Source organism: Arthrobacter sp. SDTb3-6 (genome assembly GCF_013376095.1).
Lineage (GTDB): Bacteria > Actinomycetota > Actinomycetes > Actinomycetales > Micrococcaceae > Specibacter.
In genome coordinates this window covers 1-13,804 of sequence record NZ_JAAMFN010000023.1, presented here as the reverse complement: position 1 = coordinate 13,804, position 13,804 = coordinate 1, and the positions used below count along the sequence as shown (strand labels likewise).

The window sequence follows — 13,804 nt, the reverse complement described above, 5'->3', positions numbered from 1 at the left end:
CCATGAACCGTCCGCTGACCGTCGCCCGCCGTGCCCAGGTGCCGCCATTTGCCGTGATGGACATCCTGGCGCGGGTGGCCGAACTGCGTGCGGCGGGCCGAAACGTCATTTCGCTGTGCGCGGGGGAGCCGGGAGGGGGCGCGCCGTCGGCCGTGTCCGCCGCCGCGTCCGCCATCCACGCGGCCGGAACCCCGTTGACCTACACCCCGGCATTGGGCATTGCCGGGCTCCGCGAGGCAATCACCGGCCACTACAAACGCTGGTACGGGCTGGACGTCGCCGCGCGCAACGTTGCGGTCACCACCGGTTCCTCCGGGGCGTTCATGCTGGCCTTCCTGTCCGCGTTCAATGCGGGGGACCGCGTGGTGCTGGCCCGGCCCGGCTACCCGGCCTACAAGAACATCCTGCGCGCGCTGGGCATCGAGGTCGTCGAGCTGGACTGCGGCCCGGAAACCCGCTTCCAGCCGGTGCCCGCACAGCTTGACGCCGCGGCCGCCCAGCACGGGCCCCTGTCCGGGCTGGTGCTGGCCTCGCCGGCCAATCCCACCGGCACCATGGCGTCCCGGCAGGAGCTGGCCGCCCTGTCGGGCTGGTGCGCGGAGAATGCGGTGCGCCTGGTGAGCGATGAAATTTACCACGGCATCACCTACCCGGCCCCCGGCGCCCCCGATCCCCACGGCGTGTGCACCTGGGAACTGGACCGTTCCGGCGTCGTGGTTTCCAGCTTTTCCAAGTACTGGGGGATGACGGGCTGGCGGCTGGGGTGGGCGCTGGTGCCGGACGACCTCATCGGGGTGGTGGACGCGCTCGCCGGAAACGTGGCGCTCTGCCCGCCGGCGCCGGCCCAAATGGCGGCGGTGGAGGCGTTCAGAGAGGCCTCCTATGCCGAAGCGGAGGCGGCCGTGGCGGAATTTTCCCGCACCCGCGCCTACCTGCTGACAATGCTGGACCGGCTGGGCTGGGTGGACGCAGCGCCTGCCGACGGCGCCTTTTACCTCTACGCAGGCCTTGGCGCAGCCATGGACGGCTTCGCCGACTCGGCCGCGTACTGTTCGGCGCTGTTGGAGGCGCAGGGCGTGGCCGTGGTGCCCGGGCTCGACTTCGACACCGTCCATGGGGGCCGCACCGTCCGGTTGAGCTTTGCCGCCGGGTACGACGCCGTCCGCGAGGGCCTGGAGCGGATCGTCGCCTTCCAGGGGGCGCAGGTCTAGGGACGCCGTGCGCGCCTGCCCCGCCCGGCCCTGCACAGCCCGGCCCTGCACAGCCCGGACGGGGCGGCCTTTTGTCCACATTTGCCGCCCCGGCCCTTTCCGTGGGGGCCGGCCATTGCAAGGGTTGGTCCATGGAAAGGATCTCTTCATGGACGACTACGGCTTTGTGGACGATGACGGATCAACGGAAGGCCCGGATTCCGGCGATGGGTTCCCCGACGGCGGCACGGATGACGTGGACCGGCAATTCACGGCGCTGACGGCAGGGATGATGATGCCGGGGCCGAACGAATGCCTGGTGTGCTTCCTCATGCGTGCCAAGGAATTCTTGCTCCCCGACGGCTTTGCCATGGTCGCGCGGTTTCGGGAATGCAGCGCGCCGCGGGCCACCAACACCGAATACCGGCTGATAAACCTGGGCGCCTACAACGACCGTGCCGTGCTCCGGCGGGCCGCCATGGTAAACCCGGCCGTGTGGGCGCCCGAGTGCTGCCCCCGCTGCGGCCTGCCGTACGCAGTGCCGGACTGCCTCGGGGTCCGGCGCGGCTCCACACAGCCGTGCAAGCTCTGGCGGTGGCGGGATGACCTGGCGCGTGAGCGGTTCCTCGTGGCCTGGCAGTCCTACATCGACCGCTGCGGCTGAGGGCGGGGAGGCAGCCGCTACACTACTTTTGCAGGTGGTCCACCAGCGATTCGGCAATGCCAATGTACGTGCCCGGGGTCAGGGCCAGCAGGCGGGCCTGCGCGCCGTCGGACAAGCCCAGGCCGGAGACGAACTCCTGCATCCGGGCGGCGTCCACGCGGCGGCCGCGGGTCAGGTCCTTGAGGCGCTCGTACGGGTCTTCCATGCCGTCGACGCCGGCGATGGCCTCGGCACGCATGACCATCTGGATGGCTTCGGCGAGTACTTCCCAGTTGTGGTCCAGGTCGTCGGCCAGCACGGCCTCGGCCGTGTCCAGCCGGCCGAGGCCGCCCAGCACGTTGCTGATGGCCAACAGCGAATGGCCGAAGGCGACGCCGATGTTGCGCTGGCTCGAGGAGTCGGTGAGGTCCCGCTGCCAGCGGCTGGTCACCAGCGTGGCGCCCAGGGTGTCCAGGAGGGCGTTGGAGATCTCCAGGTTCGCCTCGGCGTTTTCAAAGCGGATCGGGTTGACCTTGTGCGGCATGGTCGAGGAGCCCGTGGCGCCCGGCACCGGAATCTGCACGAAGTAGCCGATCGAGATGTAGCTCCACACGTCGGTGCACAGGTTGTGCAGGATGCGGTTGAACCGGGCCATGTCCGCATAGAGCTCGGCCTGCCAGTCGTGCGACTCAATTTGGGTGGTCAGCGGGTTCCACGTCAGGCCCAGGCCCTCGACAAAGCTGCGGGAAACTTCCTGCCAGTCGGCTTCGGGCACGGACGCGTAATGGGCGGAATAGGTGCCGGTGGCGCCGTTGATCTTGCCCAGGAATTCGGTCTTGGCGATCCGGTCCAGCTGGCGGGTCAGGCGGTGCGCCGTGACGGCCAGTTCCTTGCCCAGCGTGGTGGGCGTGGCCGGCTGGCCGTGCGTGCGTGAAAGCATCGGCACGGCGCGGTTTTCCCCGGCCATTTCGGCGATCTTGGCAACCAGGCTCCGGGCTGCCGGCAGCCAGACGTCCTCCACGGCGCCCTTGATTCCCACCGCGTAGGAAAGGTTGTTGATGTCCTCGCTGGTGCAACCGAAGTGGACCAGCGGCTTCAGCCGTTCCAGTCCCAGGGCGGAGAGGTGGTTGCCGATGAAGTACTCCACGGCCTTGACGTCGTGGACGGTGACTTTTTCAATCCCGGCCAGTTCCGCGATGGAATCGGCGTCGAACTCGGTGACGATGGCGCGCAGCCCGGCCTGCTGTTCAGCGGTCAGCGGTGTGGTGCCGGGCAGCACGTTGTTGCTGGTGAGGTGGATAAACCACTCCACCTCAACACCTACCCGGTCACGGTTCAGGGCTGCCTCGGAGAGGTAGTCGACCAGCGGCGCCACGGCGCCCGAGTACCGGCCGTCGAGCGGGCCCAGGGCGATGTGGCCGGGGGCGGCGGCCAGGGACAGGCGGCCGGAAGGGATGCGGGCAATGGCGGAGGCGGAATCAGACATGACCCAATTCTTTCATGAACGACGGGTTCCTTCGCCGTGGGCCCCCGTGGCGGTGCGTTTGGCCGCACCGCCGCCTCCACAGGCCGGGAAGCGCGCCGCCTTGTCCCCCATCCGTGCCGGGGCGCTGGCACGGCACGCCGGCGGTGCCTACTGTCGAAAGGGAGAGGTCCCTGCGGGGCGCGATGCCGGCCTTGGCGGCGGCGGAAGGGGGAGGCGGCATGGGTTACGTGGTGCGGGGGCCGGCTGGACACATCAGCGGATTGGGGCAGTGTGCCGGACCTTCGGCTTACTGGGACCCGTCACGGTCGCCGGGCGAGATGTCCGCCCTGGCCGCCCGGTTGTCCCGCCTGGCCGGTGAGTTGGAAAACATCCGTGCACGACTGGCAGCTGCCACCCGCCTGGAGTGGGAATCGAAGGCGGCGGAGGCCTTCCGGCAGGAGGCCGCGCTGCGGGCGGCGGAACTGGCGGCAGCTTCCTCGGAGGTCCGGGTGGCCGGGGATTACGTTGCGGCCTATGCGAGGGTCCTTGAATCCCTCGCCGCACGCGGGCCGGGAATACCGGGAGGGTAGGCCATGACGCGGGACGATGGCGACGGCACCGGTTTCAGCATCACCGGCGGGGCGGGCCGGGTGAAGTACACGCTGGCTGAAATCGAGGCGGCGGCCAGGGGCATTGGGCCCGTGGGGGAGGACGCGCAGGAGCTGGCGACCGCCCTGGCAGGGGAGTTGCGGTGGATGTCGGACTTTGCGGCGCAGCTGGTGGCATCCGGCCTGCAGGGAGCCGATGCCACGTACTATGCCGCGCGGGCCGCCGAGGCCTTTCTGTCTTCGGCGCAGGAAAGGGCTGCGGCGGCGGGGCAGGGGGTTGCCGAACTGGCCCGGCATGCGTCTGCGGCCGCCGGGCGCTATGAGGCCGCCGAAGCGGAGACGGTGGCCCGTGAGAGGGCGAAGCGCCGCCAGGCCCTGCTGGCCGGCGTCCAGGTGTCTGCCGCGGGGATCTTTGGTCCCCTCGTGTTCCTGGGCCAGCTCCGACAGGCGCGGGACGCTGCGGAGCGTGGGGGGCTGCGGGACCAGGCCGAGGACATGCTCAACGACGGCCCGGCCTACCTCACCGGCCTGCTGGGCCCGATGGCGGGGCTGGCGTACCTCCTTGGACACGGCTCCTTTGCCGGGAGGGGCAATTCCGGCGTGGAGGCGGCAGCAGGCGTGCGCAGATTCTTCGACTGGAGCGGACTGGCCAAACCCGGGCACCTGGAGTTGCGGCAGGTGCCGGCCGGTGAATGGCACGCCGCGCCCGGGGAAGGGCAGCCTGGCCGGGCCGCCCCGGACCCCTTCGAACCCGTCCGGGTCGACGTTGGCCCTGGCGCCGCGGGCCTGCTGGCCGGCAGCCAGGACGCCTACGGCTACCCGCCGGGTTCAGTCGTCGTGGACCGCCTGGACCGGCCGGACGGAACACGCGCCTGGATCGTGCACTTGCCGGGCACGGAGGACTGGTCAACGGTGGACAGCGCCAACCCCATGGACCTGGAAGGCGACCTGGAGGGCCTGACGGCGGCGCAACAGGAGCACTTCAAGCAGCAGGAGGTTGTGGTCCAGGAGATGATGCGCCAGGCCCTGGCTGCCGCGGGGGCGCGGGCCACGGAGGATGTCATGATCACCGGCCACAGCGGCGGAGGAATCCATGCAGCGGCAGCCGCGGCAAATCCGCAATTTCTGGCCGACTTCAATGTCAAGATGATCATCATCGCCGGGGCCCCGGCCCGAAACCTGCCTGTCGCCCCCGGTGTCAAGGTGCTGGACTTTCAAAATGAAGACGACATCGTGACAGCCTTGGATTACGGCCCGCCGCCGGATTCGGCGGACTGGGTGACGGTGACCTCCCACCGGTCCGGGGGCGCCGACGTCAAGGGTGCCGTCGAGACCGTCAAGAACGCCCACGACCTGGGGAACTACCTCGATGACGCTGCGGCGCTGGAACGCAGCAGCGACCCGGGCATCCAGGCGGTGCAGGGAAGCGTGGGGCTCTTTCTGGGCCGCGCCGCAGCGGGGGGCCTGGCCGGCGGCGGCCCGCTGACGGTGTCCCGAAGGGTCTACCAGGGACGCGATGTGGACGGGCCGAAACCGGAAAGGCGGGCACGGCCCGGCTAGCGGCGCGTCCGGGACCGGGTCAGCCCGCCCATCAGCAGGGAGACGATGCTGATGATGACGGCGGCAAGGATGGCGGTCCAAAAGAAGTGGTCGATGGTGAAATGGACGGGCGTGTACGAGCTCAGCCACGACGTCAGCCACAGCATGGCCGCATTGATAATGATCGTGAACAGGCCCAGGGTCAGGATGGTGACGGGGAGGGCCAGGACCTTCACGACCGGTTTCACCAGGGCGTTGACCACGCCGAAAACCAGGCCAATGAAAATGAAGGCCAGCACGGTGTTGACGGTCGCGCTGGACGTTTCCAGGCCGGTGGTCCCCTTCTGCACCACTGCCACCCCGGGAAGGATCCAGGCGGCAACCCACACGGCAAGGGCGTTGACGAGCACCCGGAGCACAAATCTGATCATGTAGCCATGCTTTCACACCCCCAATCCGGCGCGCAGCCCCCCGCGCTCAATTAGGCTGGTGGCATGACCTTGAACAGCGAAGCCCAGCAAACCGGTGTCCACCCCCGCCCCGTCGTGGGGCGGCTGCCCAAATACGCAGCGGGCAAGCCTCCGGTGGAAATCCCCGGGCTGGAAAGCTTCAAGCTCTCCTCCAATGAAAACCCCCTGGGCCCCGTGCCCGCTGTGCTGGAACTGCTGCACGGCAAGCTGGAGGTCCACCGCTATCCCGACACCACGTGCACACTGCTCCGCACTGCCCTGGGCACCTTCCTGGACATCCCGGCCGACGACGTCGTCACCGGCGCCGGGTCCCTGGGCGCACTGAACCAGATCCTGGCGGCCTTTGCCGGCGCGAACGACGACGGCACCGCCGACGAGGTGGTCTACGCATGGCGCTCCTTTGAGGCCTATCCGATCTGCGTCGGCCTGGCCGGGGCGCGCAGCGTGCAGGTGCCCGTCCGTGTCGACGGCACCCACGACCTTCCCGCGATGGCCGCCGCCATCACCGAAAACACGAAGGTGGTGCTGTTGTGCACGCCCAACAACCCCACCGGCCCCGTGCTCAGGACCGCGGAAACGGAGGAATTCATCCGCAGCGTGCGCTCCGACGTGGTCATTGTCATCGACGAGGCGTACCAGGAATTCGTCCGCGCGGACGATGCCGTGGACGGCATTTCCATGTACCGCAAGTACCCCAACGTGGTGGTCCTTCGAACGTTCTCCAAGGCGCACGGGCTGGCCGGACTGCGCGTGGGCTATTCCGTCTCGCAGCCGGAGGTCACCGCCTACCTGCGCGCAGCCGCCACGCCGTTTGCCGTCTCCAACATCGCCGAACAGGCCGCCGTGGCCTCCCTGGAAAACTACAGCCAGGTTGTGGAGAGGGTACAAAGCCTGGTGGACGAGCGTGACCGCGTCACGGCAGGCCTGAAGGCGCTGGGCTGGGACATTCCCGAAGCGCAGGGCAACTTTGTGTGGCTCGCACTTGGCGCCGACACCCCCGAATTTGCCGCCCTTGCGGACAGCCACGCCCTCTCGGTACGGGCGTTTGGGAATGAAGGCGTCCGCGTCAGCATCGGCGAGGTGGAGGCCAACACGCGGTTTCTTCAGATCTGTGCCGCCTATACAAAAGCGCCACGGCGTTCCTAGCCATTAACAAAGCGACCCGATCGCAACTGTACCGATACAGTTATAAATCGAAAATGGAAATATATGCACCCGATGGAATACATTCCCATTGAGGCATATATCGATACCAACGTGCCGGCGCAGCAGCTTCCCCGCGGAGCCGGTGCGGCCAGGCAAACGAGGAGACGGTATGGGCTCTGCCCAGCAAGCTGACACCGGCACACGGCCTTCCGCCGGCGTGCTGCAGGCCAACACAGTGGGTGAAGGCGAGATGGTCCAACTGCTGGACGCCGCCGGGGCACGCCGCCAGGACGCCACCTTCGGACCGTACGTCGATGCGCTCGACGCGGACACGCTGCGCGGCTTCTACCGGGACATGGCCCTGGTGCGCCGCTTTGACGTGGAGGCAACCGCGCTGCAGCGCCAGGGCGAGCTGGCCCTGTGGGTGCCGGTCGTGGGGCAGGAAGCGGCCCAGATCGGCTCCGGCAGCGCCATGGGCGCGGCCGACTACGCCTTTCCCACGTACCGTGAACACGGCGTGGCCCTGACCCGCGGCCTGGACCTGGCCGACCTGCTGAAGCTGTTCCGCGGCGTCTCCAACGGCGGCTGGGATCCCCGCGGCGTCAACTTCCACCTGTACACGCTGGTGCTGGCCGCCCAGACGCTGCACGCCGTCGGCTATGCCATGGGCATCCAGCGCGACCTGGCGGCGGACAGCGGCACTGAGCCGGCTGCCGTCGTCGCCTACTTTGGCGACGGGGCCAGCAGCGAGGGCGACGTCCACGAGTCCATGGTGTTCGCCGCCTCCTACAACGCCCCGGTGGTGTTCTTCTGCCAAAACAACAACTGGGCCATCTCCGTCCCCTTTGAGGTGCAGTCAAAGGTGCCGCTGGTCAACCGGGCCGCCGGCTACGGCTTCCCGGGCATCCGCGTGGACGGCAACGACGTCCTGGCCGTGTACGCCGTGACGCAGTGGGCGCTGGAGCATGCGCGCTCCGGCAGGGGCCCGGTCCTGATCGAGGCCTCGACCTACCGGGTGGGCGCCCACACCACCGCCGACGACCCCACGAAATACCGCCGGAACGCGGAGGAGGAGTCGTGGAAAGGCAAGGACCCCCTGCAGCGCATGGAGAACTACCTGCGCGCCGGGGGCCTGGCCGACGAGGCCTTCTTTGACCAGCTGAAAATCGACGGCGACGAGCTGGCTGCCCACGTCCGCCAGGCCACGCTGGCGCTGGGCGGGGCGGACATCCGGGACAAGTTCGCCACCGTCTACGCCGAGGCGCACCCCCTGGTGGCTGAGGAACTGGCCTGGTTTGAAAATTATGAGGCGTCCTTTGCCGACGCCGGTTCACAGACTTCCCAGGGCGGTGCCGCATGACCACGATGACGATTGCCAAGGCGATCAACGAGGGACTGCGCGCCACCCTGGCCAACGATCCCAAGAGCTTCCTGATGGGCGAGGACATCGGTTCCCTGGGCGGCGTGTACCGCGTCACCGAAGGGCTCAAGGCCGAATTTGGCGCGCACCGCGTCATGGATACGCCGCTGGCGGAGTCCGGCATTGTGGGCACCGCGATCGGCATGGCGCTGCGCGGGCACCGGCCCATCTGCGAGATCCAGTTTGACGGCTTCGTGTTCCCGGCATTCAACCAGATCACCACCCAGCTGGCCAAGATCCGCACCCGCTCCGACGGCCAGCTCAGTGCGCCCGTGGTCATCCGCATCCCCTACGGCGGCGGGATCGGCTCCATTGAACACCACTCCGAATCCCCGGAAGCGCTGTTTGCCCACACGCCCGGGCTGCGCATCATCACCCCGTCCAACGCCAACGACGCCTACTGGATGATCCAGCAGGCCGTGGCGTGCCAGGACCCGGTCATCGTCTTCGAGCCCAAGCGCCGCTACTGGCTCAAGGGCGGGGTGGACACGGACAACGCCCCGGCCGACCCGTTTACCGCCCAGGTGGTGCGTGAAGGCACCGACGCTACCCTGGTGGCCTACGGCCCCCTGGTGCCGGTGGCACTGGCCGCTGCCAATGCCGCAGCCGAGGACGGCCACAGCGTGGAAGTCATCGACCTGCGCTCCATCTCGCCGATCGACTTTGACACCGTTGAGGCGTCCGTGACGAAGACCGGCCGGCTGGTGGTGGCCCATGAGGCGCCCACCTTTGGCGGCATCGGCGGGGAAATCGCCTCGCGCATCAGCGAACGCTGCTTTTACTCCCTCGAGGCCCCGGCCATCCGCGTGGGCGGCTTCCACATGCCCTACCCGGTGGCCCGTGTGGAAGGGCACTACCTGCCGGACATCGACCGCATGCTGGAGGCGCTGGACCGCGCCTTCGCTTACTAGGAAGGCCCACATGTCCCAGCGCTCCCTCTTCAAGCTGCCCGACGTCGGCGAAGGCCTCACCGAGGCCGAGATCGTCTCCTGGAAGGTCAAGCCGGGCGACGTCGTTGCCGTCAACGACGTCGTCGTCGAGATTGAGACGGCGAAGTCCATCGTGGAGCTTCCCTCCCCCTACGCCGGAATCGTCGCCGAGCTGATGGTGGCCGAGGGCGAGACCGTGGCGGTGGGCACGCCCATCATCGCCATCGGTTCCGACGTCGGCACCCCTGCCGCCCCGCAGGATCCGGCACCCGCCGCGTCAACACCCGCCGCGCCCGTGGGCGATGTGCCGGCTGCCGGGGAGATGAAGCCGCTGGTGGGTTCCGGTCCCAAGGCCGACGCCGTCAGGCGCCGCCCGCGCGCCGGCGCGGCCCCCGCCCCGGCACCCGCCCGGGTTCCGGCCCCGAACGCCACCCTGGCGGGGGCGCCGGCCGGGAACGGGGCGGCCGGCAGGGTCCTCGCCAAGCCGCCGGTGCGCAAGGCGGCGAAGGACTTGGGCATCAACCTGGCGGACGTTTCGCCGACGGGCCTGCGCGGCGAGGTCACGAAAAAAGACCTGCTCAGCTACCAGGACCAGCGCACCGCCGAGCAGGACGGTGCCGGGACGTTCTGGGCGCCCTCACCCGGCACCGGCCTGGTGGGGGACCCCCGCGTGGAACGCATCAAGGTCCGGGGCGTGCGGAAAGCCACGGCCAAGGCCATGGTGGAGAGCGCGTTTTCGGCCCCGCACGTGAGCATTTTCGTTGACGTTGATGCGTCGCGCACCATGGAATTTGTGAAGCGGCTGAAGGCCTCGCGCGATTTTGAGGGCATCAAGGTTTCGCCCCTGCTGATCCTGTCCAAGGCCGTCATCTGGGCTGCCGCGCGCAACCCTTCGGTGAACGCCACCTGGACGGGCGAGGAGATCGTCATCAAGCACTTCATGAACCTCGGCATCGCGGCCGCCACCCCGCGCGGGCTCATGGTGCCAAACATCAAGGATGCCCAAAACCTGTCCCTGAAGGAACTGGCCATTGCGCTGAACTCCCTCGCCACGACGGCGCGGGCGGGCAAGACGCAGCCGGCGGACATGCAGGGCGGATCGCTGACCATCACGAACATCGGCGCCCTGGGCATCGACACCGGCACGCCCATCATCAACCCCGGCGAAGTGGCGATCGTGGCGTTTGGCACCATCAAGCAAAAGCCGTGGGTGCTGGACGGGGAGGTCATCCCGCGCTGGATCACCACCCTGGGCGGCTCCTTCGACCACCGCGTGGTGGACGGCGACCTCTCCGCCCGCTTCATGGCGGACGTCGCGGCCATCATGGAGGAGCCGGCCCTGCTGCTGGACTGACCTCAGCCCGCGGCGGCAATGGCGGCCGCCAGCACGGGCGCCAGCCGCTTCACGCCTTCCCGCAGCGTGTCCGGCGGAACGGCGCTGAACGCCAGACGCAGTTTGTTGCTGGGTCCCTCGGACGCCGTGAAGGCCGCGCCGGGCACAAACACCACACCGGCGTCGATGCCCTTGTGCAGCAGCGGGTAGGTGTCGATTCCCGCCGGCAGGGTCAGCCACACAAAAAATCCGCCCTCGGGACGTGTCCATGAAACGCCCCCGGGCATGAACTCCTCCAGGGCACCCAGCAGTGCCGAGCACCGTTCGGCGTACAGGGCCCGGTAGGTGCGGATCTGCCCCATCCAGTCATAGTTGCGCAGGTAGTCGCTGACCAGCATCTGGTTGAAGGACGGCGGGCAGAGCGTGACGGCCTCGCTGGCCAGGTAGTAGCGCTGTTTGAGGTGCGCCGGGACCAGCGCCCAGCCGATGCGCAGGCCCGGTGCAAAGATCTTGGAGAACGAGCCCAGGTACAGCACGTCCGCGGGGTTGCCCGCGCGCAGGGGGGCCGGCAGGACGCCGTCAAACTTCAACAGGCCGTAGGGGTTGTCCTCCAGTACAAGAATATTCGCCTCGCGGCATATGTCCACGATTTCCTGGCGGCGCTCCGGGGCGAGCATGACGCCGGAGGGGTTGTTGAAGTTCGGGATGGTGTACAGCAGCTTGATGCGCCTGCCCGCGGCCTGCAAGGCGGCGATGCGCTCCCGCAGCTTGGACGGGATGATCCCGTGTTCGTCCACGGCCACCGGCTGCACGTCCACCTCATACGCCTCAAAGGTGTTCAGCGCGCCCACATAGGTGGGGTCTTCAAGGAGGATGACGTCGCCGGGGTCGCAAAACACCTTGGCGGCAACGTCCTGGGCGGATTGGGAGCCGGCCGTGATGACCACGTTGTCCGGATCGGCGTCGAGGATGCCCTCGGCCGCCATGACCTCACAAATCTGGGTGCGCAGTTCCAGCGTGCCCTGCCCGCCGCCGTACTGCAGGGCCTCCAGGCCGTGCGTGGCGATGATGCGCTGTGCCGTTTCGCCCAGGCGCTCGAGGGGTAGGGACTGCAGGTAGGGGTTGCCGCCGGCCAGCGAGACCAGGCCCGGCTGCATGGAAATTTCAAACACGTCCCGCACGGCGGACTGCTTGATGTTGGCGGCGCGGGCCGAGAGCAGGCTTTCGTGGGGGTGCGGGGCGCCCGCAGCGTTGGCGGCCTGTGCACGCGCGAGTGCGTCAACGGTTTCCTCGGACAGGGTTTCGGCGGCAGCACTGGCGCCGGCAGCAGATGTGTTCACCAGCTCAGGATACAACCAATGTTGCTAAATAGGCATCAAAAGTTTTTCATTAGGTTCCGATATTGGGGGCGCCCTGCCGTCACCCGCCGTCCACGGGTGCACGCCGGTACGTCAGGTGCGTGACCAGGCTCGTGGCGCGGGCACCGGCCTGGGTGAATTCCAGGCGGGGGAGTCCGTCGAACAGGCGCTCGCCGGCGCCGAACACCACCGGGACAAGGTGCAGGCGCAGCTCGTCGATGAGTCCGTCCGCGAGGAACTGGTTGATGGTCCGGGCCCCGCCGCCAATGGACACCCCGCGCTCCCCGGCAGCGGCGCGGGCCAGGTCCAGCGCGGCAGCCGGGCCGTCGCTGACAAAGTAAAACGTGGTGCCGCCGTCCATGGTGAGCGGTTCCCGGGGATGGTGGGTGAGCACGAACACCGGTGCGTGGTACGGCGGGTCCTCGCCCCACCAGCCGCGCCACGCCCCCGTTCCCTGGGCATCCCAGGTCTCCCAGGGCCCGCGGACGGGGCCGAACATGTTCCGCCCCATGATGAACGCGCCCGCGTCGGTGATGGCCGCGAGCTCGGCGGCGTTCTCTTCGGGCCGGTCAAACATCCACGTGTGCAGGCGGGTGTCGGCGCCTTCCCCGAGCGGGTGTTCCAGGCTCTGGTTGGGGCCGGCCATGAAGCCGTCCAGGGACAGGGCCACGTCGCAGCTGACCAGGCTCATGGGCGGCCGTTCAGGAAGCCGGCAACCCGGGAGGCCATGGTTTCCGGTTCCCAGCTGTGGTTCGCGGCACGGATGGTGCCGGAGCCGGCGTTGGGCACATTGGCCGCGATGGATGCGGCGGCCGGCGGCATGATCGGCAGCGTCTGCTCGCCCACGAGTGCCAGCGTCGGGGCGGTGATGGACGCCCACAGGTCCGCCCGCGGCGCGGACTGGGTCCAGGCCAGCGCTTCGGCGTCCGGTTCCAGGGACGGTCCCATGGCCGTCATGACCGGCCAGGCCGGACTGTTCCGGGCGCCGTCCAGCCACTCCGGCGGCATGTCCTTCATGAAGTAGGACACGACGTCGTCCGGGGTCCCCTCCGCCAGCTGTTCACGCAGCCCGGCCAGGTTGGCGGCACCGTCCGTGCCCAGTTCCTCCCCGAGCGGCACTTCCCACAGCACCAAGGCCGAGACGGGCAGACCGGCGGCCGCGGCCGCGAGGGCGATGGCGCCTCCGGAGGAATTGCCATACAGCGCCGCTGGCGCCCCCGCCGCCTCAACCAGTGCACGCAGGTCCGCAATGGAATCCGCCAGGGTGAACGACGGCGCCTGGGCACTCTCGCCGCGGCCCCGGCGGTCGTAATTGACTACCGTGAAGCCCTGCCTGGCCAACAACGCCGCCATGGCGGAGGTGGTGGGGTCGAAGCCGCGGAACTGCATGGCCCCGGCCACCAGGATGACGGGCGGGCCCGACCCCTCAATGTCGTAGGCGATCCGGGTGCCGTCGCGGGAGGTGGCGAAGCTGCTCATGGTGCTCCTTTGGTGGGTCTGGACGGCACACTACGCGTCTGCATGCGTGCCGTCCAGAACTTTTTGCCGCGGGGCACGGCGCCGGCTACACCAGCTGGTGCCAGTCCTGTGCCAGGGGCAGGCCGTGGGCGGTGGACACCGAGTGGTGCACCACCTGGCCGCCGGCCACGTTCAGCCCGGCAGCCAGGGCGGGGTCCGCCTCCAGTGCCGCAGCGACGCCCAGG

The 13,804-nt window shown here is 68.7% G+C and carries 13 protein-coding genes and 1 pseudogene; 8 read left to right on the top strand and 6 right to left on the bottom strand.

Features of this window, described 5'->3' with window-relative positions; translation table 11 throughout:
* Positions 1-2: 2 nt before the first annotated feature.
* Positions 3-1,211 (top strand): aminotransferase class I/II-fold pyridoxal phosphate-dependent enzyme, encoded by a 1,209-nt coding sequence (locus tag G6035_RS12190; protein ID WP_176617371.1) that lies wholly within the window; start codon positions 3-5, stop codon positions 1,209-1,211.
* 148 nt (positions 1,212-1,359) lie between these two features.
* Positions 1,360-1,854: a hypothetical protein gene (locus tag G6035_RS12185; protein ID WP_176617370.1), complete on the top strand. Its 495-nt coding sequence runs from the start codon at positions 1,360-1,362 to the stop codon at positions 1,852-1,854.
* A gap of 22 nt (positions 1,855-1,876) precedes the next feature.
* Here G6035_RS12185 and purB read toward each other — a convergent pair whose 3' ends face one another.
* Entirely contained in the window at positions 1,877-3,319 is a 1,443-nt protein-coding gene (purB, locus tag G6035_RS12180) for an adenylosuccinate lyase (protein WP_176617369.1), read from the bottom strand.
* A 317-nt stretch (positions 3,320-3,636) separates the two neighbouring features.
* On the opposite strand from purB, the gene G6035_RS12175 reads away from it, so the two are divergent.
* A complete protein-coding gene (locus tag G6035_RS12175; protein WP_176617368.1) occupies positions 3,637-3,888 on the top strand; it encodes a hypothetical protein in 252 nt (83 codons plus the stop codon).
* A 3-nt stretch (positions 3,889-3,891) separates the two neighbouring features.
* On the top strand, positions 3,892-5,466 hold the full coding sequence (locus tag G6035_RS12170) for a hypothetical protein (protein WP_176617367.1): 1,575 nt from the start codon (positions 3,892-3,894) through the stop codon (positions 5,464-5,466).
* On the opposite strand, the gene G6035_RS12165 is transcribed toward G6035_RS12170, so the two are convergent.
* Entirely contained in the window at positions 5,463-5,876 is a 414-nt protein-coding gene (locus G6035_RS12165; protein WP_176617366.1) for a phage holin family protein, read from the bottom strand. The genes G6035_RS12170 and G6035_RS12165 overlap by 4 nt on opposite strands.
* A 63-nt stretch (positions 5,877-5,939) precedes the next feature.
* On the opposite strand from G6035_RS12165, the gene G6035_RS12160 reads away from it, so the two are divergent.
* The 4 genes from G6035_RS12160 (at position 5,940) to G6035_RS12145 (ending at position 10,764) form a co-directional block, all read left to right on the top strand.
* Entirely contained in the window at positions 5,940-7,061 is a 1,122-nt protein-coding gene (locus G6035_RS12160; RefSeq protein ID WP_176617365.1) for a histidinol-phosphate transaminase, read from the top strand.
* 169 nt (positions 7,062-7,230) lie between these two features.
* Positions 7,231-8,421 (top strand): pyruvate dehydrogenase (acetyl-transferring) E1 component subunit alpha, encoded by a 1,191-nt coding sequence (pdhA, locus tag G6035_RS12155; protein ID WP_371130998.1) that lies wholly within the window; start codon positions 7,231-7,233, stop codon positions 8,419-8,421.
* Complete coding sequence (locus G6035_RS12150) at positions 8,418-9,392, top strand: alpha-ketoacid dehydrogenase subunit beta (protein WP_176617364.1); 975 nt, start codon at positions 8,418-8,420, stop codon at positions 9,390-9,392. The genes pdhA and G6035_RS12150 overlap by 4 nt, the downstream gene beginning before the upstream one ends.
* A 10-nt stretch (positions 9,393-9,402) precedes the next feature.
* Complete coding sequence (locus G6035_RS12145; RefSeq protein ID WP_176617363.1) at positions 9,403-10,764, top strand: dihydrolipoamide acetyltransferase family protein; 1,362 nt, start codon at positions 9,403-9,405, stop codon at positions 10,762-10,764.
* A 2-nt stretch (positions 10,765-10,766) separates the two neighbouring features.
* On the opposite strand, the gene G6035_RS12140 is transcribed toward G6035_RS12145, so the two are convergent.
* The 4 genes and pseudogenes from G6035_RS12140 to G6035_RS20160 form a co-directional block, all read right to left on the bottom strand.
* Positions 10,767-12,083: a PLP-dependent aminotransferase family protein gene (locus G6035_RS12140; protein ID WP_256883040.1), complete on the bottom strand. Its 1,317-nt coding sequence runs from the start codon at positions 12,081-12,083 to the stop codon at positions 10,767-10,769.
* 79 nt (positions 12,084-12,162) lie between these two features.
* Positions 12,163-12,792, bottom strand: coding sequence for a dihydrofolate reductase family protein (locus G6035_RS12135; protein ID WP_176617361.1), 630 nt, complete (start codon positions 12,790-12,792; stop codon positions 12,163-12,165).
* Positions 12,789-13,580, bottom strand: coding sequence for an alpha/beta fold hydrolase (locus G6035_RS12130; RefSeq protein ID WP_176617360.1), 792 nt, complete (start codon positions 13,578-13,580; stop codon positions 12,789-12,791). Before G6035_RS12130 ends, G6035_RS12135 begins: the two co-directional genes overlap by 4 nt.
* 85 nt (positions 13,581-13,665) lie before the next feature.
* Positions 13,666-13,804, bottom strand: a pseudogene (locus G6035_RS20160) (alanine dehydrogenase); the annotation flags it as partial.

Bases quoted from the DNA above. Each gene is read 5' to 3' on its own strand.
- G6035_RS12160 (WP_176617365.1), top strand. From the start codon at position 5,940: ATGACCTTGAACAGCGAAGCCCAGCAAACCGGTGTCCACCCCCGCCCC.
- G6035_RS12185 (WP_176617370.1), top strand. From the start codon at position 1,360: ATGGACGACTACGGCTTTGTGGACGATGACGGATCAACGGAAGGCCCG.
- G6035_RS12170 (WP_176617367.1), top strand. From the start codon at position 3,892: ATGACGCGGGACGATGGCGACGGCACCGGTTTCAGCATCACCGGCGGG.
- G6035_RS12165 (WP_176617366.1), bottom strand. From the start codon at position 5,876: ATGATCAGATTTGTGCTCCGGGTGCTCGTCAACGCCCTTGCCGTGTGG.
- G6035_RS12150 (WP_176617364.1), top strand. From the start codon at position 8,418: ATGACCACGATGACGATTGCCAAGGCGATCAACGAGGGACTGCGCGCC.
- G6035_RS12190 (WP_176617371.1), top strand. From the start codon at position 3: ATGAACCGTCCGCTGACCGTCGCCCGCCGTGCCCAGGTGCCGCCATTT.
- G6035_RS12130 (WP_176617360.1), bottom strand. From the start codon at position 13,580: ATGAGCAGCTTCGCCACCTCCCGCGACGGCACCCGGATCGCCTACGAC.
- purB (WP_176617369.1), bottom strand. From the start codon at position 3,319: ATGTCTGATTCCGCCTCCGCCATTGCCCGCATCCCTTCCGGCCGCCTG.
- G6035_RS12175 (WP_176617368.1), top strand. From the start codon at position 3,637: ATGTCCGCCCTGGCCGCCCGGTTGTCCCGCCTGGCCGGTGAGTTGGAA.
- G6035_RS12145 (WP_176617363.1), top strand. From the start codon at position 9,403: ATGTCCCAGCGCTCCCTCTTCAAGCTGCCCGACGTCGGCGAAGGCCTC.
- G6035_RS12135 (WP_176617361.1), bottom strand. From the start codon at position 12,792: ATGAGCCTGGTCAGCTGCGACGTGGCCCTGTCCCTGGACGGCTTCATG.
- pdhA (WP_371130998.1), top strand. From the start codon at position 7,231: ATGGGCTCTGCCCAGCAAGCTGACACCGGCACACGGCCTTCCGCCGGC.